At 63.0% G+C, this 21,461-nt stretch carries 21 protein-coding genes; 12 read left to right on the forward strand and 9 right to left on the reverse strand.

Features of this window, described 5'->3' with window-relative positions; genetic code table 11:
- Positions 1–2: 2 nt before the first annotated feature.
- The 7 genes from OTER_RS22155 to OTER_RS26330 all read right to left on the reverse strand — a co-directional run bounded on the left by OTER_RS22155 (position 3) and on the right by OTER_RS26330 (position 5,953).
- Positions 3–1,301, reverse strand: a complete 1,299-nt coding sequence (locus OTER_RS22155; protein ID WP_012374039.1) for a site-specific integrase — start codon at positions 1,299–1,301, stop codon at positions 3–5.
- Between the two features lie 101 nt (positions 1,302–1,402).
- Positions 1,403–1,774: a JAB domain-containing protein gene (locus OTER_RS25475; RefSeq protein WP_237702408.1), complete on the reverse strand. Its 372-nt coding sequence runs from the start codon at positions 1,772–1,774 to the stop codon at positions 1,403–1,405.
- Between the two features lie 400 nt (positions 1,775–2,174).
- Positions 2,175–2,732, reverse strand: coding sequence for a DUF305 domain-containing protein (locus OTER_RS22160; protein WP_012377174.1), 558 nt, complete (start codon positions 2,730–2,732; stop codon positions 2,175–2,177).
- 93 nt (positions 2,733–2,825) lie between these two features.
- The gene (locus tag OTER_RS22165) at positions 2,826–3,179 is read right to left on the reverse strand and encodes a c-type cytochrome (RefSeq protein ID WP_148218211.1); all 354 of its coding nucleotides are present in this window, start codon (positions 3,177–3,179) and stop codon (positions 2,826–2,828) included.
- Positions 3,176–4,639 carry a PQQ-dependent sugar dehydrogenase gene (locus OTER_RS22170; protein ID WP_012377176.1) on the reverse strand — a complete coding sequence of 488 codons (1,464 nt, stop codon included), beginning with the start codon at positions 4,637–4,639 and terminating at the stop codon, positions 3,176–3,178. Before OTER_RS22170 ends, OTER_RS22165 begins: the two co-directional genes overlap by 4 nt.
- 49 nt (positions 4,640–4,688) lie before the next feature.
- Positions 4,689–5,063, reverse strand: coding sequence for a four-helix bundle copper-binding protein (locus tag OTER_RS22175; protein ID WP_012377177.1), 375 nt, complete (start codon positions 5,061–5,063; stop codon positions 4,689–4,691).
- A gap of 287 nt (positions 5,064–5,350) precedes the next feature.
- Positions 5,351–5,953 (reverse strand): hypothetical protein, encoded by a 603-nt coding sequence (locus OTER_RS26330; RefSeq protein WP_158305508.1) that lies wholly within the window; start codon positions 5,951–5,953, stop codon positions 5,351–5,353.
- A 191-nt stretch (positions 5,954–6,144) separates the two neighbouring features.
- Here OTER_RS26330 and OTER_RS22185 point away from each other — a divergent pair, with 191 nt between their 5' ends.
- From OTER_RS22185 to OTER_RS22205, 5 genes are all read left to right on the forward strand, one after another.
- Complete coding sequence (locus tag OTER_RS22185) at positions 6,145–8,547, forward strand: heavy metal translocating P-type ATPase (RefSeq protein WP_148218212.1); 2,403 nt, start codon at positions 6,145–6,147, stop codon at positions 8,545–8,547.
- Between the two features lie 202 nt (positions 8,548–8,749).
- On the forward strand, positions 8,750–10,771 hold the full coding sequence (locus OTER_RS22190) for a copper resistance system multicopper oxidase (protein WP_012377180.1): 2,022 nt from the start codon (positions 8,750–8,752) through the stop codon (positions 10,769–10,771).
- Between the two features lie 11 nt (positions 10,772–10,782).
- Positions 10,783–11,553: a copper resistance protein B gene (locus OTER_RS22195; protein WP_012377181.1), complete on the forward strand. Its 771-nt coding sequence runs from the start codon at positions 10,783–10,785 to the stop codon at positions 11,551–11,553.
- A 69-nt stretch (positions 11,554–11,622) separates the two neighbouring features.
- Positions 11,623–12,303, forward strand: coding sequence for a DUF305 domain-containing protein (locus OTER_RS22200; RefSeq protein WP_012377182.1), 681 nt, complete (start codon positions 11,623–11,625; stop codon positions 12,301–12,303).
- A gap of 147 nt (positions 12,304–12,450) precedes the next feature.
- Complete coding sequence (locus OTER_RS22205) at positions 12,451–12,882, forward strand: DUF305 domain-containing protein (RefSeq protein WP_202796012.1); 432 nt, start codon at positions 12,451–12,453, stop codon at positions 12,880–12,882.
- 225 nt (positions 12,883–13,107) lie between these two features.
- Here OTER_RS22205 and OTER_RS22210 read toward each other — a convergent pair whose 3' ends face one another.
- Entirely contained in the window at positions 13,108–13,629 is a 522-nt protein-coding gene (locus OTER_RS22210; protein ID WP_012377184.1) for an adenosine-specific kinase, read from the reverse strand.
- Positions 13,630–13,826: 197 nt separating this feature from the next.
- Positions 13,827–14,600 (reverse strand): hypothetical protein, encoded by a 774-nt coding sequence (locus tag OTER_RS26005; RefSeq protein ID WP_012377185.1) that lies wholly within the window; start codon positions 14,598–14,600, stop codon positions 13,827–13,829.
- 143 nt (positions 14,601–14,743) lie between these two features.
- On the opposite strand from OTER_RS26005, the gene OTER_RS22220 reads away from it, so the two are divergent.
- The 7 genes from OTER_RS22220 (at position 14,744) to cysK (ending at position 21,405) form a co-directional block, all read left to right on the forward strand.
- Positions 14,744–15,103 (forward strand): hypothetical protein, encoded by a 360-nt coding sequence (locus OTER_RS22220; RefSeq protein WP_012377186.1) that lies wholly within the window; start codon positions 14,744–14,746, stop codon positions 15,101–15,103.
- A gap of 3 nt (positions 15,104–15,106) precedes the next feature.
- On the forward strand, positions 15,107–15,538 hold the full coding sequence (locus OTER_RS22225; RefSeq protein WP_012377187.1) for a Spy/CpxP family protein refolding chaperone: 432 nt from the start codon (positions 15,107–15,109) through the stop codon (positions 15,536–15,538).
- A 6-nt stretch (positions 15,539–15,544) separates the two neighbouring features.
- Positions 15,545–16,123, forward strand: coding sequence for an RNA polymerase sigma factor (locus OTER_RS22230; protein ID WP_012377188.1), 579 nt, complete (start codon positions 15,545–15,547; stop codon positions 16,121–16,123).
- 284 nt (positions 16,124–16,407) lie between these two features.
- Positions 16,408–17,037 carry a hypothetical protein gene (locus OTER_RS26785; protein WP_012377189.1) on the forward strand — a complete coding sequence of 210 codons (630 nt, stop codon included), beginning with the start codon at positions 16,408–16,410 and terminating at the stop codon, positions 17,035–17,037.
- Between the two features lie 3 nt (positions 17,038–17,040).
- Positions 17,041–18,216: a cytochrome c biogenesis ResB family protein gene (locus OTER_RS22240; protein ID WP_012377190.1), complete on the forward strand. Its 1,176-nt coding sequence runs from the start codon at positions 17,041–17,043 to the stop codon at positions 18,214–18,216.
- Complete coding sequence (locus OTER_RS22245) at positions 18,213–20,150, forward strand: cytochrome c biogenesis protein (protein ID WP_012377191.1); 1,938 nt, start codon at positions 18,213–18,215, stop codon at positions 20,148–20,150. The genes OTER_RS22240 and OTER_RS22245 overlap by 4 nt, the downstream gene beginning before the upstream one ends.
- 268 nt (positions 20,151–20,418) lie before the next feature.
- The gene (gene cysK, locus OTER_RS22250; protein ID WP_012377192.1) at positions 20,419–21,405 is read left to right on the forward strand and encodes a cysteine synthase A; all 987 of its coding nucleotides are present in this window, start codon (positions 20,419–20,421) and stop codon (positions 21,403–21,405) included.
- Positions 21,406–21,461 lie beyond the last annotated feature (56 nt).

Genomic DNA, 21,461 nt, shown 5'->3' on the forward strand with positions numbered 1-21,461 from the left:
GTTCACCTCGCCGGCCACGGCATCGCCACCTGCCGCAGTGTCTTCAAGTCAGCCTTGGCGTAGATGTAGGTGGTGTCGATGTAACGATGCCCCAGGGCATCGGCGATGGCCTTGATCGGTTGATCGTGCTCCAACGCGCGGATCGCCCACGAATGCCGTAACGAGTGCGCGCCGCGTCCGGGCTGATGAACGCCGGCCTTGTGCAGGTAGTGCTTCACCACGGTGGAGATCGCCATGCTGCTCAGCGATCCGTGCGGCGCCTTGGTGCTGAGGAACACCTCGCGATGAGGCGTGCGCGGGTCGCGGTGACGGAGCCACTCGATGATCGCGTCCCCGACCGCATCGAGGAGCGGAACGATCACTTCCTTGCCGCCTTTTTGCGCGCGAAAGCGGATCTTGGCCTGCCGCCAGTCGAGATCCTCCATCACGAGTTTTGCAGCGGAGATCGCACGGATGCCATACGCCATCAGCAACAGAATGATCGCGTAGTCGCGTGCGCCATTAGGCTTCGTCTTGTCGATCGCAGCCAGCACGCGTTCGAGCGCCGAATCCTCGATGCCCCTGGGGAGCGAAGCGTGCCGATAGTGCCGCTGTCGCGGGACCAACTCGGAGAAGTCCGCCTGAGTGTGGCCGTGATCCGCGCAGTAGCGGAGGAAAGAGCGAAGGCTCGATGACAACGAGCGCACGTTGTCTTTGCTGTCCTTCATGTGCCGCTTGAGCTGCGCCTCCACCTGCTCGGCGCTGATGGTCTTGAGGCGCGGCCGTTGCACGTCGTGCTTCAGGAACTCGAGGAACGCGGTGGTGTGCGCGAGGTGGCGCTTCACCGTCACTGGCGCCACGGCGCGCTCGTCGCGTAGATGGACGATATAAGGATCGAGGATCCAACTGTAGGGCGTCACGACCTGCACCGGCTTGGGCGGAGTGATAACCTTGAGCGCCTCCAGATAGAAAAACAGATGGCGCAAGTGCGCTCGCGCGTTGTCGCGCGGCGAATAGCGGGCGCTGGTGGTGCGGACCCCGCGGAGATAGTCGTCCAAGAAAGGCTCGACCAACTCGGCGGAAATAGCCGAGGCCTTGGTGATGCCACGCTCCGTCACGTAGACGTTGAACATGCAGCAAGTGCCGAGAATGCCGCAGCCGTGGTGGATCGAATACCCGTTCTTCTTCAGCGTCAGAGCCAAACCGTCGAAGTAATCGCCCAGCGCGCCACGCCGAAAGTCAGCCAGCGTCCGTCGCTCGCAGTAAAAGTGCTCCAGGCCGCCATCCGTCGAGCGATCCAAAGAATAGTAGGGCTTGCGCATCCCACACGTAATCCACTGCGCACGCCACGTGAAGAAAGCCGCCCCGACACTGGCGCGCAAAAACCGCGGGAAACTGATTTAGCTATGTGCAGCGATCCAGCCTACGCGCAGAGCGAACCCCGAGTGAAAGGACCGCATGCACTCCACATAGCTCGGCTCGTCACATAACACAACCTATGTGCTGCAGCACATAGATTGTGCGCGACGACCAACGCGCTGCATCCAGCAACGATCGCACCGCGGAAAACCTCGCGACATGAAACGAGTGTCGAGTCGACCGTGCCAAGCGTGATGAGGTGACGGCCCAGCGGATGATTCTTGCGGTCCAGATAGACGCAGTAGAACGCCTCCTGCATCGGATTGTCATCGAACGCGGACCTGAGGTAATCGGCGACTTTCTCGGGACGATCGAGCCGGATTTCTTCGCCGAGGGAAACGAGTGAATAAGTGAGTTTGCATTCGAAAACGCGCATCGTGAGCGCTCGCGCGAGCTGCGTTTCCCTTCTCAACGACATGTTGAGTTATCGCGGGTGCTGCCCGTTTGAGCGCCCGCTCGGGATGGGCGGAAGTCAAAGCGCTGGATGGAGCGCCGAGGCCGCGGACTTGTCCGCAACGAAGGGGAAGCGGAATGTTTGCGCGTGGTGGAGATCGCGCAGCGATACTACCTTGACCCGCCCATAAAATGGGGCGCGCCGGACGGGGGCAGTGCTGGAAAGATTCGAGCGCAGCGAGCATCGATTGCGAGCGGCGCGGGTGGCTCTGGGGATTTAGGCGCCGCGTGGATTCAACCTGAGGCCTGCTCTTCGGCTCGGCAATATGCAGAAAGGCCGGGGAGAAGCTCCCCGGCCTGCACGGATCGAACCTAAATACCAGCTACCGACGATCGTGGTGATCGAGATCGTTGATCCCGTACCACTGCTGAAGCCAGAGGCGCATCTGTGCGATCTCGTCGCCTTGTTTCGCCAGCGTCATCGCGGCCATGTTTAGCATTTCTGGATGATAGGCTTCATTCAGGATCTCCAACGCCATCCTGACGGCCATGGAGTGATGCTCGATCATCAGCGCCATATACGCTTTCTCGAAGCGTTCGCCGGTGAGGGTCGATAAGTACTGCACCTGCCGCTGCGACTTACGGTCGAGCTTCGGTTGGTGAGTGATGCCGTACCAGCTCTGAAGCCAGGACTGCATCATGACGATTTCCTCCATTTGGGATGTCTCGATGTCGTCACATATTTGCTGCAACTCGGCATGCACCGTTCGGCCGTCGCACAGCTCGGACATCTTCACCGCGGCGAAGTGGTGATCGATCATCATTTGCAGAGACCGGATTTCGAACCTCCGTTGGTCGCGCTCAGGAGCGGGCGCGGCAGCAAAGCTGGTTGCGGTGAGCGTCAACGCGACGAGCGCTGGCAGCAGGATCTGTTTTAACATGGTAGTTTCCTCTTGAGCCGGGTTTTGGGTGGCGGTCGTGCACTCCAGGGCTCGCTGGGGCGCCGCCGATGGTTAAGATGCTTCTGGGCCGGGCTAGCGGGCGTCGCGCAGCGCGACGACGTACGCCGCCAGCTCGTCGAGCTCGCCATCGCTCAAATGGTCCTCCTTGAATGCGGGCATCGCGCCGAGGCCGTGCCGGACCTGAAACTTGATGAGTGCGCGCGGGAGCGGCTTATTGTTTAGTGCCGGGCCCAAACCCGCTTCACCGCCCGGATGGCAGGTGTGACAATGCTGGGCAAAGACGTGCCGGCCCGAACCGAAACCAGCCTCCGCCACGGCCACTCGCCCGAGGATGGGTTCCGATCGGCGAGCAGAGGAACACGCCGTGACCAGCACTCCGAGTGCGAGCGCGCTGACGCTCATCATCGGCCTTGATTGCGCGGTCATTGGAGATCGCCGCGGCGGATACGCCAGAGAACGCCGGTGCCGGCCTGAGGCTTCGCGCCTTGCTGGTCGTGCAGCATGACGCCGAAATCGACGACGTAGAGCGCGCCGCCATCGGGGGAGAAGCGCGCCGCCACCGGCCGCTCGAGTCCACCGCCCCCGATCTTCGATGCCGGACCGGCGATCTTGCCCCTATTGACGGCAAAGTCTTCGATGATGCCACTCGACGGATCGACCCGCACCACCCGGCAACCGACCGCTGCGAGCACTTTCCCGGTCGTCGGAGCCTCATCGCCGAACAGCGCGACAAAGGCTTGGCCGACATAGCCGAAGGCCTCTGCGCGTGAAAAGTCGAATCCGTCCGCCGACGAATGAACTGCGAATCGAGCTTTGGGCTGCGGCGGCTCGCCCGGATGCTGGGCGAGCAGGAAGCGCAGGGCAGGTTTGCCCGGCGGTTTGAAGTGCTCGCTGGTGATGGCCTCGCCACCCACGAAGTCAGGCCAGCCATACCAACGGCCGCGCTCAACCTGCCAAAGAAAATCGGGTGCGCCCCAAACGGGACGGCTGCCGCGGTTGTCGTAGCCGTTCTCGGTGACGAAGAGCGCGCCCTCGGGGGAGAAGGCTAAGCCGAAAGGATTGCGGAAACCCCAGGCAATCAGTTCGGGTTCGCCCCCCTCGGGCCGAACGCGGAGCACGCTCCCGCTCGCCTTCACCTGGCCTTTGACGATCTGTCCGGCACGGGAGGCGGTGCCAAACGGCGCGAATCCGCCCGTTTCCACCTCGCGTTGTTCGTCGGCGCCAAGCGGATTGCCGGACCCGTAATTCACTCCTGCCAGCGTGATGTCCTGGCCAGGAACGTCGTGGAAATCCGGAAAGCGGCGGAGCCAGCCGAAGTCGGCATTGTCTTTTCCCACGACGCCGGAGTTCGTCGCGGTGCCTTGCGCGAAATAGATCCAACCATCAGGCCCGGCGACTGGCCCGTTGGTATGATGATCTCCGCGACTGGGAAGTCCCGTGACCAAAGCCGTCGATCTGCCGTCGCGATCGATGCGGAGAAGCTTGCCGTCCCCCTTGACGTCGCCTGCCGCGACATAGAACGCGCCTTCGTAAAACGTGACGCCGGTCCACGGACCATCGTTGTTGCCGCGCGCGATGACTTGCGTGCCGCTGCTGTCGACCCGCACGAGGCGTGGTTCGGCGAAGACCTCACCGTAGGAATACCCGGATTCCACAACCACCGCAGCACCGGTATCGTCGAACGTCACTCCCGTGGGGAAGGTAAGATCCGTGGCGATTGCCTCGATGACATAGCCCGGCGGCACGGCGACGTCGGAAGCCGCGACGCGGCGCGGAGGCGAAAAGTCCGTCTGTCCGGCGCCCGAGCTGGGCCGCGTCGAATAGCAGCCGCTGCCCGCGAGCAGGAAGAGGACGGCGACTGCGGCGACTGGTTTCCAAGCGCTCATGGACGTGGGGTTGCGCGCCGGAGGAACGTCCGACGCGCAGCACTCCGTCTTAGCGGCCGAGTAGCTTGTCGGTCATGCTGCGACCACCAGCGGTCGCTCCGGCCATTTCGCGGCACGCTTCGGCGCAACGGTGACACGCCTCCGCGCAGCGCTGGCAATGATCCATCTTGTGCTTCGCACATTCATCACCGCAGGCCTGGCAGATCTCGGCGCAAACCTGGCAGACGCGCTCGGCGAACTCCGAACCCCGCGCCATCTCGCGTTCGGCGAGAGCACAGATATCGGCGCAGCTCCGGTCGAGCTCGATACAGCGCACCATCATTTTGATGTCGTCTTCGTGCAGGCAGGCCGTCGCGCAATGTTCACATTCGACGGCACACTTGTGGCAGGCTTCGATACAGTCCTGGTATTTTTGATGCGGCATTGGGATTCTCCTTTGTTTTGTTACGAGGGTCCGCGCCGACTCTCGGCTCAGGGCCGATCGCCATGCACGGGGGAAAGTTTGGGGGGCTAATAATGGGCAGGCACGCCGCGGATATCGCATCGCGACGTACCGCCACACCATACCTCCCGGCCGCGTTGGAACAATAGGAGGGGCTGACCAACCCGGGGTCGGGCACGCTACGGGCCTTTCATTACACTATTCCGCGTTCCCGATCGGCTGAAAAGCCGACTGCAGATTTTCCGAGGGGTTCTACGCTCGCGGGCGTATTAGCGGAGAGCTTTCAGCCTAGCAGCCATGGAACTGTTCGCGCCTCTCTCTCGACCGTTGTTGTCCATCCACAGGATGGAAGCAGTAATGACAATGCAGGGGCGTGAGGCGGTGCGGCCGGCCGGTCGTGATGGCGGCTCAAGCCAACGCGCGAAATCAGGGAAAGGACGATGCTGAAGCCGGGCATACATCGTCGCTTGTCGGCCGCGGACGTGGATCGGCTCCTTGCGCATCGAGCTGCTTTCCACGGTCTGCTCACGCAACAACTCGGGTGCCCGGTGGCGGCCGAAGATCTCATGCAAGGAAGCTTGGCGGCGGCGCTGAACCGGTGCGACAGCATGCGACGTGGCGAGAGCATGGTGGGCTGGTTTTACCGCGTTCTCGGACTGGCGGTGACGAATCGCACCAGCGGCAGCCCGGCGGCAGGTGGGCGAATGCAGCGGCTTCGGCAGAAAGCCGGGACGCACCGGGCAATCAGCACGGAACTCGATACGGTGGTTGGCGGCTGCTTCCAGTGCGTGCTCGGCGCGCTTCGGCCGCGATACGCCGAAGCGATCCGGCGCATCGACCTGCGAGGAGAGCCGGCTGTGCTGGTTGCTCATGAGATGGGGATCTCCGTGCCGACGCTTTGTGTCGTGTTGCATCGTGCGCGGATCGCACTTCGCCGGCACCTCGCGTTCGTGTGCGAAGGGTCGCTCGGTGGCAGACCTTCGGTTGCGAATGCGCCGAAAGGCTCCGAGGTTCGCGCGAAATGACCCCGTAAGATCTTTCGATCGGCTCCGTCAACTTGGTTATGAAGCACCACTCCCATCCTCATAAAAAGACACAGGCGACCGAGCCCGACGGCACGGGCGGTCACGACAGCACGAGCCGCCATCGCGGCAACGGGAATCACCAGGAATGTCACCATGGTGACCACCATGACCATTCTTGTCACGATCTTGGGCACGAGCACGCGAACGTTAAGCCGTCATCCGCGGCGAAGTATTACTGCCCAATGTGCGAGGGCGTGGAGTCAGATCGGCCTGGCGATTGCCCGAAATGCGGAATGACGCTGGAGCGCAATCCGGCGTTCGCCGAGCCGGCGAGGACGCTTTACACCTGCCCGATGCATCCACAGATCGAGCAGGATCGCCCGGGCAGCTGTCCGATCTGCGGCATGGCGCTGGAGCCGAAGACGGTCTCCGCCGCGCCGGAGGACAACGCCGAGCTGCGCGACATGACACGCCGCTTCTGGATCGGCGCGGCGCTGACGTTGCCGGTGTTCGTGCTCGGCATGCTGCACCTGGTGCCGTCGCTCGCGCACGTGACGAACGCGCCGGTGAGCCGGTGGGCGCAGTTCCTGTTGGCCACGCCGGTGGTGCTTTGGGCGGGCTGGCCGTTCTTCGTTCGCGGCGTGCGCTCGTTTCGCACGCGACACCTCAACATGTTTTCGCTGATCGCCGTCGGAGTTGGCGCCGCCTGGAGCTACAGCGTCGTGGCGCTGCTGGTTCCGCAGGTCTTTCCGGATACGATGCGGGCGCACGGCGTGGTTGACCTGTATTTCGAGGCGGCGGCGGTCATCGTCGTGCTCGTCCTGCTCGGCCAGGTGCTCGAACTGCGCGCGCGGGCGCGAACGTCCGGGGCAATCAAAGCGCTGCTGAATCTGACGCCGCCCACGGCGCTGCGCATCGCGAATGATCGCGATGAAGAGATTCCGCTTTCGGAGGTGAGCGTGGGCGACCGGCTGCGCGTGCGGCCGGGTGCAAAAGTGCCGGTGGACGGAGAAGTTGAGCAGGGCCCATCGTCGGTTGACGAGTCGATGCTGACCGGGGAGTCGATGCCGGTGGAGAAGAGCCCGGGCGATCGCGTGACCGGAGGCACGGTGAATACGACGGGCAGTCTCGTAATCCGGGCGGAGAAGGTCGGCGCCGATACGATGCTGGCGCGCATCGTGAAGATGGTCGCCGAGGCGCAACGGAGCCGCGCTCCGATCCAAGGCCTCGCCGATCGCGTGGCGGCGGTGTTCGTTCCGGCGGTGATCGCGGTGGCCGCGCTTTCGTTCGTGCTCTGGTATTTCGTGGGACCAGAGCCGCGGCTCGCGTATGCGATCGTCAGCGCCGTGGCCGTGTTGATCATCGCGTGTCCCTGCGCGCTGGGGCTGGCGACGCCGATGTCGATCATGGTCGGTGTCGGGCGCGGCGCGCAGGAAGGTGTGCTCGTCAAGAATGCGGAGGCGCTGGAACTCCTGGGCCGCGTGGGATGGCTGGTCATCGACAAGACGGGAACGCTCACAGAAGGACACCCCGAGTTGGTCGACGTTGTGCCATTCGCGGGCGTCGACGAGGGGACGCTGGTGAGGTATGCGGCGTCACTTGAGCGGTCGTCGGAGCATCCGCTCGCGGCCGCTGTCGTTCGTGGCGCCGAGGAGCGGAAGATCCCATTGGCCGAGGTAGCGAAGTTCCGCTCGATCACCGGCGGCGGCGTGGCGGGCGAAATCAACGGGCGTCGGACGCTCGTCGGCAAAGCGAAGTTTATCTCGGCCGAGGGTGTATCCATTTCACAGGATTCGGCCGACCGCGCCGCCGCGTTGCAGCGAGCCGCGAAGACGGTTTTGTTTGTCGCGATCGATGATCAGGTGGCCGGATTGCTCGCGGTGGCCGATCCAATCAAGGCGACCACAAGCGAGGCCGTGGCGGCACTTCATCAACTCGGAGTGAAGCTCGTGATGGCGACCGGCGACAATCGGAGCACCGCAGAGGCGGTGGCGAAACAGCTCGGGATCGATCGGTTTGAGGCGGAAGTCGAGCCGGCGGACAAAATTCGACTGGTCGAGTCGCTCAAGCAGGGCGGCCGCGGAGTGGCGATGGCGGGCGACGGAATCAACGACGCGCCGGCGCTCGCCGCAGCGGATGTGGGAATCGCAATGGGAACGGGCACGGACGTTGCCATGGAAAGCGCGGGCGTGACGCTCGTGAAAGGCGATCTGCGAGGTCTCGCGAAGGCGATCCGACTGTCGCGGGCGACGATGCGAAACATCCGGCAGAACCTGTTCTTCGCTTTCGGCTATAACATCCTGGGTGTGCCGATCGCGGCGGGAATTCTTTATCCCTTCTTCGGACTTCTGCTGAGCCCAATCATCGCGGGCGCCGCGATGAGCTTGAGTTCAGTGAGTGTGATCTCGAACGCGTTGCGGCTGCGGAGAACGCGGCTCTGAGAACCATACCACTGACCGGACTGGTTATTCACCCGGGGAGGAAACGCAGCTGCCCGCCTCGTAGATTAGCCGATGCCGTCCGCAAGGTTCTGCTGGCACAAGCTTGCGAAGGAATGCCGCAGGATATCGAGCGGGCTGACGAACCCGCCTGATTAGTGCATGTCCGCGGAGAAACACCTCCACTGTCGTTGTTCGAATCATCATGCCCGAGCAGCCGAGTTTGTATCCGTTCAGCCGCGTGCCACGTTGGGCCGAGCACTCGCGCCGCGATTTCCTCACCGCGGCCGGCAAGCTCGCGCTCTGCGCTGCGCTAGCCCGGATCGCGCCCGGCTGGGCCCAAGCCCCGCACGAAGGCCATCGGCCGCGCAGCACTGCACCGGCGGATGCGAACGGAGCGGTGAAGGTGTTGGACCTTTCGATCTCCGAGGTGCCGCTGCCGATCGGCGAACGGATTGGCCACGTTGTCGCCGTGAATGGCTCGCTGCCAGCACCGGCGCTTCGCTTCCGTGAGGGGGACGAATTGGAGTTGCGCGTGTCGAATCAACTCGACGAGCAAGCCTCAATTCATTGGCACGGGTTGCTCGTGCCCGCGCCGATGGACGGCGTTCCGGGCGTGAGCTTCAAGGGAATCGAGGCTGGAGAGACGTTTGTGTACCGGTTCCCCGTCAAACAATACGGCACCTACTGGTATCACAGCCACTCGGCGATGCACGAGCAGCTTGGGCAGTATGGCCCGATCATCATCGATCCGATCAAGCCCGAGCCGTTCGCTTACGACCGCGAGCACGTCGTGGTGTTGTCGGATTGGACCTTCACCCATCCGCACGTACTATTCGCCAAGCTGAAAAAACGGAGCAATTTCAGTAACATGCAGCGGCGGACGGCGGTTGATTTCTTCAACGATGCCGCGAGGAAAGGCTGGGACGAGGCATGGGAGGACTGGTCGTCCTGGGCGCGGATGCGTATGGATCCGACGGATATTGCGGACCTGACCGGCTCGCATTTCACCTATCTCCTCAACGGCCGGACTGCGGTGGATGCGTGGACGGGAATCGTCCGCGCAGGAGAACGCGTGCGGCTGCGCTTCATCAACGCTGCCGCGACAACGCACTACGACGTGCGGATCCCCGGGCTGAAGATGACCGTGGTGCAGGCGGACGGGCAGCACGTGCGACCGGTCGAGGTGGAGGAGTTCAGGATGGGCGCGGCCGAGACTTACGATGTGCTCGTGACGTTGCCGGACGAACGGCCCTGCACGATCTTCGCTGAGACGACCGACCGCAGCGGCTACGCCCTGGGCACGCTCGCTCCGCGCGAGGGACTGCGCGGGCCCGTTCCGGAGCGACGCAAGCGTCCGGTGCGAACGATGGCGGACATGGGCATGGGCGGGCACGACATGAGCGGAAACGCGCAAGGCACCAACACGCGCGGGACGCCCTCGGGAAGTTCTGAACACAGCGGCGGGCACGGAGCGATGGACGGCGGTGCCGCCGCGCATCATTCGGCTCAAGATTCCGGCGCGATGGATCACGGCCCGAAGACCTCCTCGCATGCGGCGGCGGACAACGGCGCGGATCACGCTGGACATGGCGCTGCTGTCGCGCCGAACGCGCAGGCGGCACACAGAGGATACGATACGGGAGACCACGACAGCGCGGCGACGAATGAAGCCGCGGCAACGAACGACCCGCATTCCGCCGGTCATGGCGACATGGAGATGCCGGAGAACCGCTTTGGGCCGGGCAATGCGATGATGGCGATGTCGCCCGTGAGCCGTGCGCACGAACCAGGGTTGGGCTTGGGCGAGGACGGCTGGCGCGTGCTCGTGTATCGGGATCTCGTCGCTCTCGACCACCGCGCGATGCCGGAGCCGACGCGCGAGATCGTGATGCACGTCACCGGAAACATGGAGCGTTTCGTCTGGGGTTTCGATGGAAAGAAGTTTTCGGAAGCCGAGCCGGTGCGCCTGCGGTTCGGCGAGCGCGTCCGGATCACGTTTATCAACGACACCATGATGGAACATCCGCTGCACCTGCACGGAATGTTCATGGAACTCGAGAACGGCGCGGGCGGACTGCCGCCGTTGAAACACACCGTCACCGTCAAACCCGCGGAGAAAATGTCGGTGCTCGTCACGGCGGATGCGCCGGGGCACTGGGCTTTCCACTGTCATCTCCAATATCACATGGAGGCCGGCATGTTCCGTGTCTTCGAGGTGGCCTGATACCGAGCATCATGAAGACGCGAGTGCTCACGATGGTCCTCGGGTTGTGCGGCGCGCTGTCTGCCGCTGAACCGCCTGCGCAGTCGCACAACGGCTATGATTTGCCGCCCGGCTGGGCTCCACCGATTCACGATAGCACGATCAACTACTTCGTGTTGTTCGAGAAATTGGAGTTCCGGACCGGCGAAGCTTCGGACGCCGCGATCGTCGATGCGCAAGGCTGGGTGGGCGGCGACTTCAACCGGTTCTGGTGGAAGGCCGAGGGCGAGCAGGAGACGCGCACGCCGAAAACCGGGGAAATCGAGCTTCAGGCTCTGTACGGCCGGCTGATTCATCCCTACTGGGACGTTCAGATGGGCGTGCGCCTGGATCGGCAATATAGCGGCGAGACGCACGACACGCGTGGTTATCTCGCGCTCGGGTTGCAGGGCGTCGCCCCATATTGGTTCGAACTTGAACCGACGCTTTTCCTGAGCGACGAGGGTGACGTCACGTTCGATCTTGAGGCGTCGTTCGAGCAGTTGATCACGCAAAGGCTGGTTCTCGAACCACGGATCGACCTCTCAGCAGCCGCCAGCAGCGATCCCAAACGGCGCACCGGAACCGGGATTACCGAGGTCGAGATTGGGCTGCGGCTCAGGTACGAAATCGATCGGCAGTTCGCACCATATGTCGGCGTGACCTGGCGGCGGGCGGTTGGTGAAACCTCCGGACTGCGGCGACGGGCCGGTGAGGAGGTATCCGTTGCGGCCGCCGTGTTCGGCATCAGGGCATGGTTCTAGCGACCCAACCGCACTGTGGCTCCAAGCGCGCCCCCTTTTCGGCTGAATCCAAAACCAAATATCCAAATCATGAAAAAGATCACCAAGACGGGGGTCGTCGGCCTCGGGCTGGCGTTTATGCTGGGCGCGGCGTTCGCCGCTGATCCGATGACCAAGGACCTGGAGAAGACGAGCGGCAAGGAGTTCGATCAGCGGTTCCTCAGCCACATGCTCCAGCATCACCAACAAGGGCTGGAAATGGCGAAGCTCGCCGCCGCGCGGGCGCAGCAACCGGGCCTGAAGCGACAGGCGGAGAACACCGCACGCATGCAGGAGAAGGACATCAAGGAGATGAAAACCATGCTGGGCGAAAAAGTCAGCAGCCATGCCACCTCTGAAAGCGGTCACTCGGGCGCGCACGGGCAGACGTCCGGGCAGGCCGCGACCAGTCACTCCGCGGCGGCTCCCGCGACCAGCCATAAGAGTGGGAGCATGCACGACGCGAGCGGTTCTCACGCCGCCATGCCCGGCATGCACGAGTCAATGAAGGACACGATGATGAGCCGGCTTCAGTCGGCCTCCGGGGCTGAGTTCGACCGTGTCTTCGTCGAGCAGATGACCAAGCACCACCGCATGGGTGCGGAGATGGCTCAACTGGCCGGGAAGCGCGCGAGCAGCGATGAGGTGAAGGAGTTCGCCGAGAAGGCGGCGAAGGAGCAGGAACACGACATCGACCAGCTGAAACGTTACCAAACGATGGCGACCGAGTAAGGCTCTATTCCCGTCCCACGCTGGGGTTCAACTCCGGCTTGGAACGGACCCTCTCCCCCCCCAAAAAAAAATCCGTCATCCGCCGAACAACTCATCGCAACCACAATGAAGATGCACTCACGCACTTACCTCAGATTCGCTGTGATCATGACCATCTCCTTCTTCACGATGTATGGAGTGATGTTCCTCAACGTCGACCGCTGGGACCATGTCGTGTTGAGCTTAAGCAGAGTGTACATGACGTTGTTGATGGTGTCGCCGATGGCCATCACGATGCTGCTGCTGATGCGCTCGATGTACCCCAGCCGCACGGCGAACCTGGCTATTCTGATCGGATCCGTGGTGGTGTTCGTCGGCAGCTTGGTTTTGCTGCGAACCCAGACGCCGATTTCCGATGCCCAATACATGAAGGCAATGATCCCGCATCATTCGTCGGCGATCATGGTGAGCCGAAACGCAACGTTGAGGGATCCGAAAACTCAGGAGCTGGCCAAGGCCATTATCGAGTCCCAGGAGCGCGAGATTGCCGAAATGAAAGCCGCCCTAGCTCGATTCGAAAGGCAGGGATCCAGTCCGTAGGCATCGCCGGGTCGAGCGGAAGAGACAGACTGGCGAAGCAGGAATGTTTCAAGTTCATCGAGCCGCCTCGCGGTGGGCATCGTACGAACGCCAGCGCCGCGGCTTGTCGAACAATGGGTGGAGGTAATCACCTTGATCCACTGGCAGGTGCCAACGCGCCCGTGCGGGACGATCCGCCCTGCGTGTACGCCGTGCCGCTAGGGGCGCCGGCCTCATCATCGGGTTTCAACTCGGCTTCGGTTCCCGCGGCCGATCGCCCAGCTTGCCGAATCCAGTGACATGATGAAGGTAGTTTTCTCGCCACGTAGTATCTTCACGCGATTCGATTCCCTGAGGGCTGTAGCCATCCACGACGGCGACCACACCGTGGCCTTGCGACGTTTCAGCCAAAATGACTTCTAGGGGATTGGCGGTGGCGCAATAGATGCCGCACACGTCGGGCAGGGACTTGATTGCGGCGAGGATTTCGCCGAAGGGGGGCACCGCGCCGAAAAAGACGAGAAACGTGTCCCCTGCGCCGATTGCGGCGGCGTTCTTCTTCGCGAGTTCGATCATCACCTCGTCCGTTCCTGCGCAAAGCACGAGACGTTTGCCGGAAGCCTCGCAGAACGCGATTCCGAACGGGAACCCGGACCCAATCTGCTCCAGGGCGACGTGAATGGCTTCCAGCGTCTTCGCGCTACGGCACTGGCCGAAAATCAAGTTCGCGGTGTCCGGTTTTTCGATCCGAATGGTCTTCAGTTGCATGGCTGTTCCGGGATCGGCACGTACCCGGCCTCGGTCCTTATACGCCCAGGCGCTGGTCAATCCCTCGGCATTTCCTCTCACAGAACTGCCCACATCACGTCGCGGCCGGCGGGCATCGGCCTGTTTTGGGGCACAAATTTCGCTGATGCGCGAGGAACCTCGCCCGCTGGTGAATCGGTTCTGTCGCGCGCAGATGGTCAGAATGAAATGGAGTAGCCGAGTTTGAGCGCAACCCGCCGCGTGGAAAGAGGATGGGTGGTCCGCGGCGTCGCAGCCTGCTGGATGTAAGAGTCGAACGCTGCGGAGTAAGTGAGGCCAATCTGGATCTTCGACGCCGACGTGATCTGATAGGGCAGGAAAGCGGCGAGCGACCAGTAACCGCCGCCGATTCTGGTGCTGGACGTACCGACATCAGTAGCTTCGCGCAGCCGATACCCCCCAATGGTCGCCGCGAGGTCGAGTTCAGTGCCGAGTTTTGTCAGCGCCAGCGCAACGTCCGCCACCAGCTCAAACGTCGGACCCTTGCGGGAGAGATCGTAGTAACACGACGAGGTGAACCTGATGCCTGCAAGAGTGTAGCTGAGCGCAAGATTCGGCTCGGACAGCGTGCGGCGGTAGCCGGAATTCACAGCCACTTCGCGAAAAACATAAACTGAGAAACCGGCGGTGAGCCGCACCGCCGCCGCCGGTGTGAAACCCTTCGAAGCATAAAGGTCAAGCTCAGCGCCGGGCTCGTTCCGCCCCGGACCTTCGACTGGAATTCTGGAAGAGAGCCCGGCGATCAGTCCACCTGCACTTACCTCCACGGCGGGCAGAACCGAAGCCCCGCCAAGCCGGTGGCCCCGAAAGACGTAGTCCGATACAAGCGTCGACGTAACGCTCACTTCCGGGGCGGAAGACAGAGCGGGCACCGCACTGCTCAGCCCAACGGCGCCTGCGGTGATCAACGTTGCACGTTTGCGGGTTGTCATGGGTGCGGCACAAGCATGTGGGGAACAGACCGGCATGCGCCGCAAGGCCCAATTTACTACTCGATGAGTTTTGCGGTTAATCGACGTTTCTCCCTTGAAGATTGAGGGAAACCGGCCGGTAGCTACGTTAAACTGTAATCACCATGAACTCGGACCCACTGGATCATTTGCTGCAGGCCTATTCCCAACAACCGCTGCCGCCTCCGCCCGATCGCTTGACTTCGGGAGTGTGGCGCGAAATCGAACTGCGTCGGCGGCGCTCTTGGTGGCTGGGGATATTTCCAACGCTGAGCTGGCAGGAACTGTTCGCCGAACCACGGCTTGCAGTCGCGGGCCTTGCCGTCGCGCTGCTCGCCGGAGTCCTGCCCGCGGCGGCGGCGCGGGTTTCCGCCGATGCTCAGCTCGCGCAGACGTCACTTCATTTGGACGTGTTCTCGGCGCATTCACCGGGCATGCCCGCGACGCTGCTGACTAAACGGGCGAACATGGTCGCGCATCGTTGACCTATGAAGGCCATCGTAGGTTTCTTCGTTGCGGTCATCGCCGTGGCTGCGCTTTCGTCGTTCTGCACGCTGCGCTGGGTGGCAGCGCAACCGTCGCCGCTATCCACTGACGCGCACGAATGGTTGCACGCAGAGCTCAATCTGACGCCGGAACAGCGGAAGGCGATTGAGCCGATCGAAACGCGATTTGCCGCCAGAGAAAAGCAAATGAAGGCGCAGATGCGCGATGCGAATCACGCACTGGCCGTCGCCATTGGCCGCGGAAAGGCTTACTCGCCTGAAGTCTCCGCCGCGGTGGAGAAGATTCACCATATCATGGGAGAGCTCCAGAAGGCATCGATCGAGCACGTCTTCGAAATGCGAGAGGTGCTTACCCCCGAACAGGCGGACAAGCTCCTGAATTTGGCGCAGCGCGCACTCGATCAGGAACCTTAAGACGCCGTGGACCCGGACCTGCCGCTCATCGAAGCGCTTCAGGCCGGCGATGATTCGGCGCTTAACGAGCTGATCAACCGCCACCGCGAACCGCTCCACCGATTCGTTTTCCGCTACTTGCGGGACGAAACCGCCGCCGGCGATGTGGTGCAGGAGACGTTCGTGCGGGTGTATTTCAAAGCCGGAAAGTTCGCGCCCAAATCGTCGGTCAAAACCTGGATCTACACGATCGGGCTCAATCTCTGCCGCGATTACGGCCGGCGGCTCGGACGCCGGCGCGCCGATGTATCCCTGGATGCGCCGGCGCACGACGACGGTCCGCGCTTCGAGGTCGCCGACAGCGCGCCCGCCCCATCCGTCAGGGCTGCGGATGCCGACCGGTTCAGCCGGTTGCAGGCGGCGATCGACCGGCTGCCAAGAAAACTGAAGGAAGCGTTGGTTCTCTTCGCACTCGAGGGACGCAGCCAGAACGAAATCGCCGAGTTCCTGCGCATATCGCCTAAGGCCGTTGAGACGCGGGTTTATCATGCGAAAGCGAAATTGCGTGCCGCACTCGGGAGCGAAATGAGTTTCGGCGACGCTTGATACTTGTTCCATCCCGGGCGGAGCCGAAATCTGCCGCAGAACCAGAGGTCAGAGCATCGCTGCTCCGAATGTAAGCGCCGGCGGACAGGGAACGCAGCCCGTTGTTGCCCCGCGGCGACATGGCGGAGACTCGCCAGTCGCGCTGGCGCAGTGTGAGAGAAACGTTTCCGACTTGCCCGTCGCGCGGCGTCCTGCACGCACGGCCACGCGGCCTGTAGAAATGCACAGTCTTTCGCGGATATTGCGGAGAACGAGAGCCGTCCATTCTGCGATGCTGGAAACTCATGAAACAAGCCAGTGGTGAGACCGGTGGCCGAAGGGTCGCTGTGGCGGGGTATGTGGGCGCCGCGTTAGCGGTCGGGCTTCTTTCCGGCTGCAACGAGCGGCGGATCGAAAGTTACGAGATCGCGAAAGAGTCTGTGCCTGCCGCCGCAGCGAGTCAGGCGGGACACGCCCGCGATCACGCTGCGCCAGCCGCGGCAGCCGAGGCGGCTGGTCCGCTCATATGGGTACCGCAGTCGCACTGGAAAGCGAAGCCGCCGTCCGCGATGCGAGTGGCGAGTTTCGGCGTGCCGATGACCGATGGCACTGAGGCCGACCTTGCGATTTCCGTGCTCGGCGGCACGGCGGGCGGGCTGACGGCCAACGTGAACCGGTGGCGCGCTCAGCTCGGCTTGCCGGAGCTGGGCGCGGACGAAATCGCGCGCATGGCAGAGACGATACCCGCCAGCGGTATTACATTTACACTCTTCGATCTCGCCGGGAAGGCGAACGGCACAGAGGCGCGCATGCTTGCCGCTGTGGCCGGGTTTGAAGGGCAAACCTGGTTCTTCAAACTGACCGGGCACGATCACTGCATCGGCATGGAGAAGCCCGCATTCGCCGCGTTTCTGCGTTCCGTTAAAACCCGCTGATCCATGCGCCGATTTCTCTCTTCCCCGATCGCGCTCTTCACCTCGCTTCGCCTCACGGTCGTGCTGATCGTGCTGTCGATATTGCTGGTGGTCGCGGCGACGCTCGACCAGGTGAACCTAGGTCTGCTCGCCGTGCAGGAAAAATACCTGCGCGCGTTCATCGTGTTCGGCCGGCTGCCCGGCACTAACATTGCCGTGCCGCTTTTTCCCGGCGGCTATCTCATCGGAGGGCTGCTGCTGCTCAACCTGATTGCGGCGCACGTTTACCGCTTCCGCTTTTCGTGGCGAAGCGCGGGCGTGCAGCTCACGCATGCCGGGTTAATCCTATTGCTTTTCGGCGAATTGCTGACCGGCCTCTGGCAGCGCGAGAGTCTGTTGCAGCTTCGCGAGGGCGAAACGCGTCGGTATATGGAGGACTTCCAGCGCAACGAACTCGTCATCATCGACACGAGCGGCGAGAAGACCGATCGCGTCGTTTCGATTCCCGAGGCGCTGCTCGTCGGGCGCGGCGCGATTCAGGACCCGGCGCTGCCGTTTCAGCTTCGTGTCACCGATTACGCGCCGAATGCGGAGTTGCAGATGCGCAGCCAGTCGCCGCATGCGCCGCCGAGTCCGGCGACGGCGGGCGTCGGTCCGCGGATCGCGGTGCAGCGGTTGAAGCAGGTTTCGAAGTCCGACGAGCGCAGGGTGCCCGCAGCTTTCGTCGAGATCACCGCCGCACACTCGCTCGGGACCTGGCTGGTATCTCCCGGTCTGGCGGAGCCGCAGTCCTTCACCCACGAGGGACGCACATACCAGATCGGAATGCGGGCGAAACGCTACTACGTGCCCTACAGCGTCACGCTGCTGCAGGTCACGCACGACACCTATCCCGGTTCGGACATTCCGAAAAACTTCGCGAGCCGCGTACGCGTGCGCAGCGACGACCGTCGTGACGATCGTGAGGTGACGATCTTCATGAACAATCCGCTGCGCTACCGCGGGCTCACGTTTTACCAGCACCAGATGAACAAGGCCGAGGGTTTCACGGGACTGCAGGTGGTGCGCAACCCGAGTTGGGTCCTGCCGTATGTCTCGTCAGCGATGATGGGCCTCGGGCTCGCCGTCCAATTCGGTTTACACCTCATCGGTTTCGTTCGCCGCCGCCCGGCCGGGAATCGCCGGGCGCTCGCCACATGAAAAAATACCTCCCGCTCTCCGTCGTGCTGATCGTGGTGATCGGCGTCGCCAGCACGTTGCTGCCGCCGCGCGCCAAATCCGACTTCGATGTCGCGTCGTTCGGTCGGCTTCCAGTGCTGCTCAACGGCCGGCTGAAGCCGTTCGACACCGTCGCACGCACGTCGCTCCTCATGTTGCAGGGGCGCCAGCGTGTGGCCACGCCCGAAGGCCGCGCGCTGCAACCGATCGAGTGGCTGCTCGACGTGCTCTACGCACCAGCCGCCGCCGATACCTACCGGCATTTCCTGATCGAGAATCCGGAGGTGCTCGAGCTGTTCAAATTGCGGCCGGCCGACGGCGACGGCGGAAAGCGCTTCTCGTATGCGCAGCTCGCAGCGGGTGTTTCCGAAGTGGAGCGACAGGCGAAGCTGGCGGACGAGGTCGAGCCGGCCCGCCGGACGCCATTCCAAGCGCAGGTTCTCCAGTTGCGCAATCGTCTGATCCTTTACCAGCGACTGAAATACACAATGCAGCCCGATGCCACGCCCGGCTTTTTTTCGGATGTCGTGGCGCTTGAGGCGGCGCTGCCGGCGAACCTCGCGGCGGTGCGCGCGCGACAGCGCGGCCAACCCCATGACGAAGCCGCGGTCGCGCGGATGGCTGCATTTGTTCGGCAGTTCGACTTCATGGCATCGGCCGGCTATCTGATCGCTGTTCCGTCCGCCGGAGCGGATGCAGACATGAACAACTGGAAAACGCCCGGGCAGGCACTGGTCGATTCGATCGAGGCCGGCAAAGTGAATTTGACCGTCCTTGCGTATGCGCAAGCGGGCAAAAATTGGGGGTCGGCCGGCCCGGGCGGGACGAAAGCAGCAGGATTCAACGTCGCCGTGGCGACACTGCACGAGCGATTTGACGAGCGGTATGCCACCGCCCTCGCCAAGGCGGGCGTGGAGACCCGCTTCAACTCCGCGCAGCCTTTCTACACCAGCATGGTGTTGTTTGTGATGGCGGCGATCGCGGCGCTGGTCTCGTGGCTCGCGTGGCCCGACGGGCTGCGCCGCATCGCGTTCTGGCTCGTGGCGCTCGCGTTTGTCCTGACGACTGCCGGCATCGCCACGCGCATGTGGATCGAAGGCCGGCCACCCGTCACGAATCTCTACTCGTCGGCGCTTTTCGTCGGCTGGGTGGCGGTAGCGTTGTGCCTCGTCATCGAAGCGATCTACAAAAATGCGGTGGCGAGCGTGGCGGCGGCGGCCGTGGGTTTCTGCGCCCTTGTGATCGCCCATCATCTCTCGATGGGTGGCGACACGATGGAAATGATGCGCGCGGTTCTCGACTCGAATTTCTGGCTCGCGACGCACGTCGTCACGATGGCCATGGGCTACGGCGCGGCGTTCCTCGCCGGATTTCTCGCGATCATCTACATCGTTCGCGGCGCGTTCACGAAATCGCTCGATCGCCGCACCGCCGACGGACTCGTGCGGATGGTTTACGGCGTCGTGTGCTTCGCGACGTTGTTTAACCTCGCGGGCACCGTCCTCGGTGGCATCTGGGCGGATCAGTCTTGGGGGCGCTTCTGGGGCTGGGACCCGAAGGAGAACGGCGCGCTCGTGATCGTGCTGTGGTATTCGCTCATCCTGCACGCGCGCTGGGCCGGCATGGTGCGCCAGCGCGGGCTGATGAACCTCGCCGTGTTCGGCAACGTCGTTACGGCGGCCAGCTGGTTCGGCGTGAACATGCTCGGAGTTGGGCTGCACAGCTACGGCTTCACCAACTCGGCGGCGTTCTGGCTGGTGGCGTTCACGTTGAGCCAGCTGGCAGTGATGATGATTGCGGCGCTGCCACTCGAGAAATGGCGCAGTGGCGCCGCGATCTTCGGCCCGGTGCCTTCGCCGCGCGAACGCGCGCCGATCGCTGGCGAAGCCGAGGCGCTCCAAGGGGCCGCGCGTTAAATTTCGTTCCTGTGACTCATGAAAAACATCTCACGAGCCAACGGGTTTGTTCGAATAATTGCCGCCCCTCGGGCTAATGGCCGTGCTGCTCTTTGCCGCCGGCTGCCAGTCGATGCATTTTTCTCCGTCTGGGTCGCCGTATTCGACGCCGTCGTCAGGACACCACCACTAGGGCTGGCGGACGGCGCGTCCGCAATTCGTCCTTCTTCCGCGGGCGAACCGTTTACAGTTCCAGCCACGCGCTGCAATCGCGTCGGGAATTTCCACTATGACCAAAATACTCAACGACATTACCGGAACCATTGGCAATACCCCTCTCGTGCGGCTCAATCGCACCGCGGTCGCGCACCGCGTCCAGGCTGAAGTCTTGCTGAAACTCGAATTTTTCAATCCGCTCTCCAGCGTCAAGGATCGCATCGGCTGGGCGATGATCGAAGACGGGCTCGCGTGCGGCCGGATCACGAGCGACACCGTCCTTATCGAACCGACCAGCGGCAACACGGGCATCGCGCTGGCGTTCGTCGCCGCGGCGAAGGGAATTGAACTGGTTCTTACCATGCCGGAGACGATGTCTCACGAGCGGCGAAAGATGCTGAAGATCCTCGGGGCGCGCCTTGTGCTCACGGAGGGAGCGAAAGGGATGAAAGGTGCGATCGCCAAGGCCGAGGAGCTCGCGAGCATAATCCCGAACGCCGTCATCCTTCAGCAGTTCGCGAATCCGGCGAATCCGGCCGTTCACCGCCGCACCACGGCCGAGGAGATCTGGCGCGATACCGACGGCAAGGTGGACATCGTGGTCGCCGGCGTCGGCACCGGGGGCACGATCACCGGCGTCGGCGAGGTGCTCAAAGCGCGCAAACCTGGTATAAGCGTGGTGGCGGTGGAACCCGACGGCTCGCCCGTGCTCTCCGGCGGCCAGCCCGGACCGCACAAGCTCCAAGGCATCGGCGCCGGCTTCGTGCCCCAGGTTCTCAACACGACGATCTACGATGAAATCATTCGCGTGAAAGAGACCGAGGCGGGCTCGCTCTCTAAGCAGATCAACCAACTCGACGGCATTCCGGTTGGAATCTCGTCGGGCGCCGTGGCGTGGGCGGCGCTGCAACTCGCGCAGCGCCCGGAAAACACGGGCAAGTTGATCGTCGCGATCATGCCGTCTTCGAGCGAACGCTATCTTTCGTCGTGGCTGTTCGGAGACATCAACACCGAGACCGACTCGCTCGACGACCTGTTGCCAGCCGGCGGCCCCGCGTGATGCGCTCGCCCATCTTCACCTCCGTATCGGCCAGCGGGATCGAGGTCCCCGTCGAC

It is taken from the genome of Opitutus terrae PB90-1, from assembly GCF_000019965.1.
In the GTDB taxonomy this organism is placed as follows: Bacteria; Verrucomicrobiota; Verrucomicrobiia; order Opitutales; family Opitutaceae; genus Opitutus; species Opitutus terrae.

Bases quoted from the DNA above. Each gene is read 5' to 3' on its own strand.
- OTER_RS22240 (WP_012377190.1), top strand. From the start codon at position 17,041: ATGCGCCGATTTCTCTCTTCCCCGATCGCGCTCTTCACCTCGCTTCGC.
- OTER_RS22245 (WP_012377191.1), top strand. From the start codon at position 18,213: ATGAAAAAATACCTCCCGCTCTCCGTCGTGCTGATCGTGGTGATCGGC.
- OTER_RS22210 (WP_012377184.1), bottom strand. From the start codon at position 13,629: ATGCAACTGAAGACCATTCGGATCGAAAAACCGGACACCGCGAACTTG.
- OTER_RS26785 (WP_012377189.1), top strand. From the start codon at position 16,408: ATGAAACAAGCCAGTGGTGAGACCGGTGGCCGAAGGGTCGCTGTGGCG.
- OTER_RS22225 (WP_012377187.1), top strand. From the start codon at position 15,107: ATGAAGGCCATCGTAGGTTTCTTCGTTGCGGTCATCGCCGTGGCTGCG.
- OTER_RS22195 (WP_012377181.1), top strand. From the start codon at position 10,783: ATGAAGACGCGAGTGCTCACGATGGTCCTCGGGTTGTGCGGCGCGCTG.
- OTER_RS22185 (WP_148218212.1), top strand. From the start codon at position 6,145: ATGAAGCACCACTCCCATCCTCATAAAAAGACACAGGCGACCGAGCCC.
- OTER_RS22155 (WP_012374039.1), bottom strand. From the start codon at position 1,301: ATGCGCAAGCCCTACTATTCTTTGGATCGCTCGACGGATGGCGGCCTG.
- OTER_RS22165 (WP_148218211.1), bottom strand. From the start codon at position 3,179: ATGACCGCGCAATCAAGGCCGATGATGAGCGTCAGCGCGCTCGCACTC.
- OTER_RS26330 (WP_158305508.1), bottom strand. From the start codon at position 5,953: ATGAGCAACCAGCACAGCCGGCTCTCCTCGCAGGTCGATGCGCCGGAT.
- cysK (WP_012377192.1), top strand. From the start codon at position 20,419: ATGACCAAAATACTCAACGACATTACCGGAACCATTGGCAATACCCCT.
- OTER_RS22160 (WP_012377174.1), bottom strand. From the start codon at position 2,732: ATGTTAAAACAGATCCTGCTGCCAGCGCTCGTCGCGTTGACGCTCACC.
- OTER_RS22175 (WP_012377177.1), bottom strand. From the start codon at position 5,063: ATGCCGCATCAAAAATACCAGGACTGTATCGAAGCCTGCCACAAGTGT.
- OTER_RS22200 (WP_012377182.1), top strand. From the start codon at position 11,623: ATGAAAAAGATCACCAAGACGGGGGTCGTCGGCCTCGGGCTGGCGTTT.
- OTER_RS22220 (WP_012377186.1), top strand. From the start codon at position 14,744: ATGAACTCGGACCCACTGGATCATTTGCTGCAGGCCTATTCCCAACAA.
- OTER_RS26005 (WP_012377185.1), bottom strand. From the start codon at position 14,600: ATGACAACCCGCAAACGTGCAACGTTGATCACCGCAGGCGCCGTTGGG.
- OTER_RS22190 (WP_012377180.1), top strand. From the start codon at position 8,750: ATGCCCGAGCAGCCGAGTTTGTATCCGTTCAGCCGCGTGCCACGTTGG.
- OTER_RS22170 (WP_012377176.1), bottom strand. From the start codon at position 4,639: ATGAGCGCTTGGAAACCAGTCGCCGCAGTCGCCGTCCTCTTCCTGCTC.
- OTER_RS22205 (WP_202796012.1), top strand. From the start codon at position 12,451: ATGACCATCTCCTTCTTCACGATGTATGGAGTGATGTTCCTCAACGTC.
- OTER_RS25475 (WP_237702408.1), bottom strand. From the start codon at position 1,774: ATGCGCGTTTTCGAATGCAAACTCACTTATTCACTCGTTTCCCTCGGC.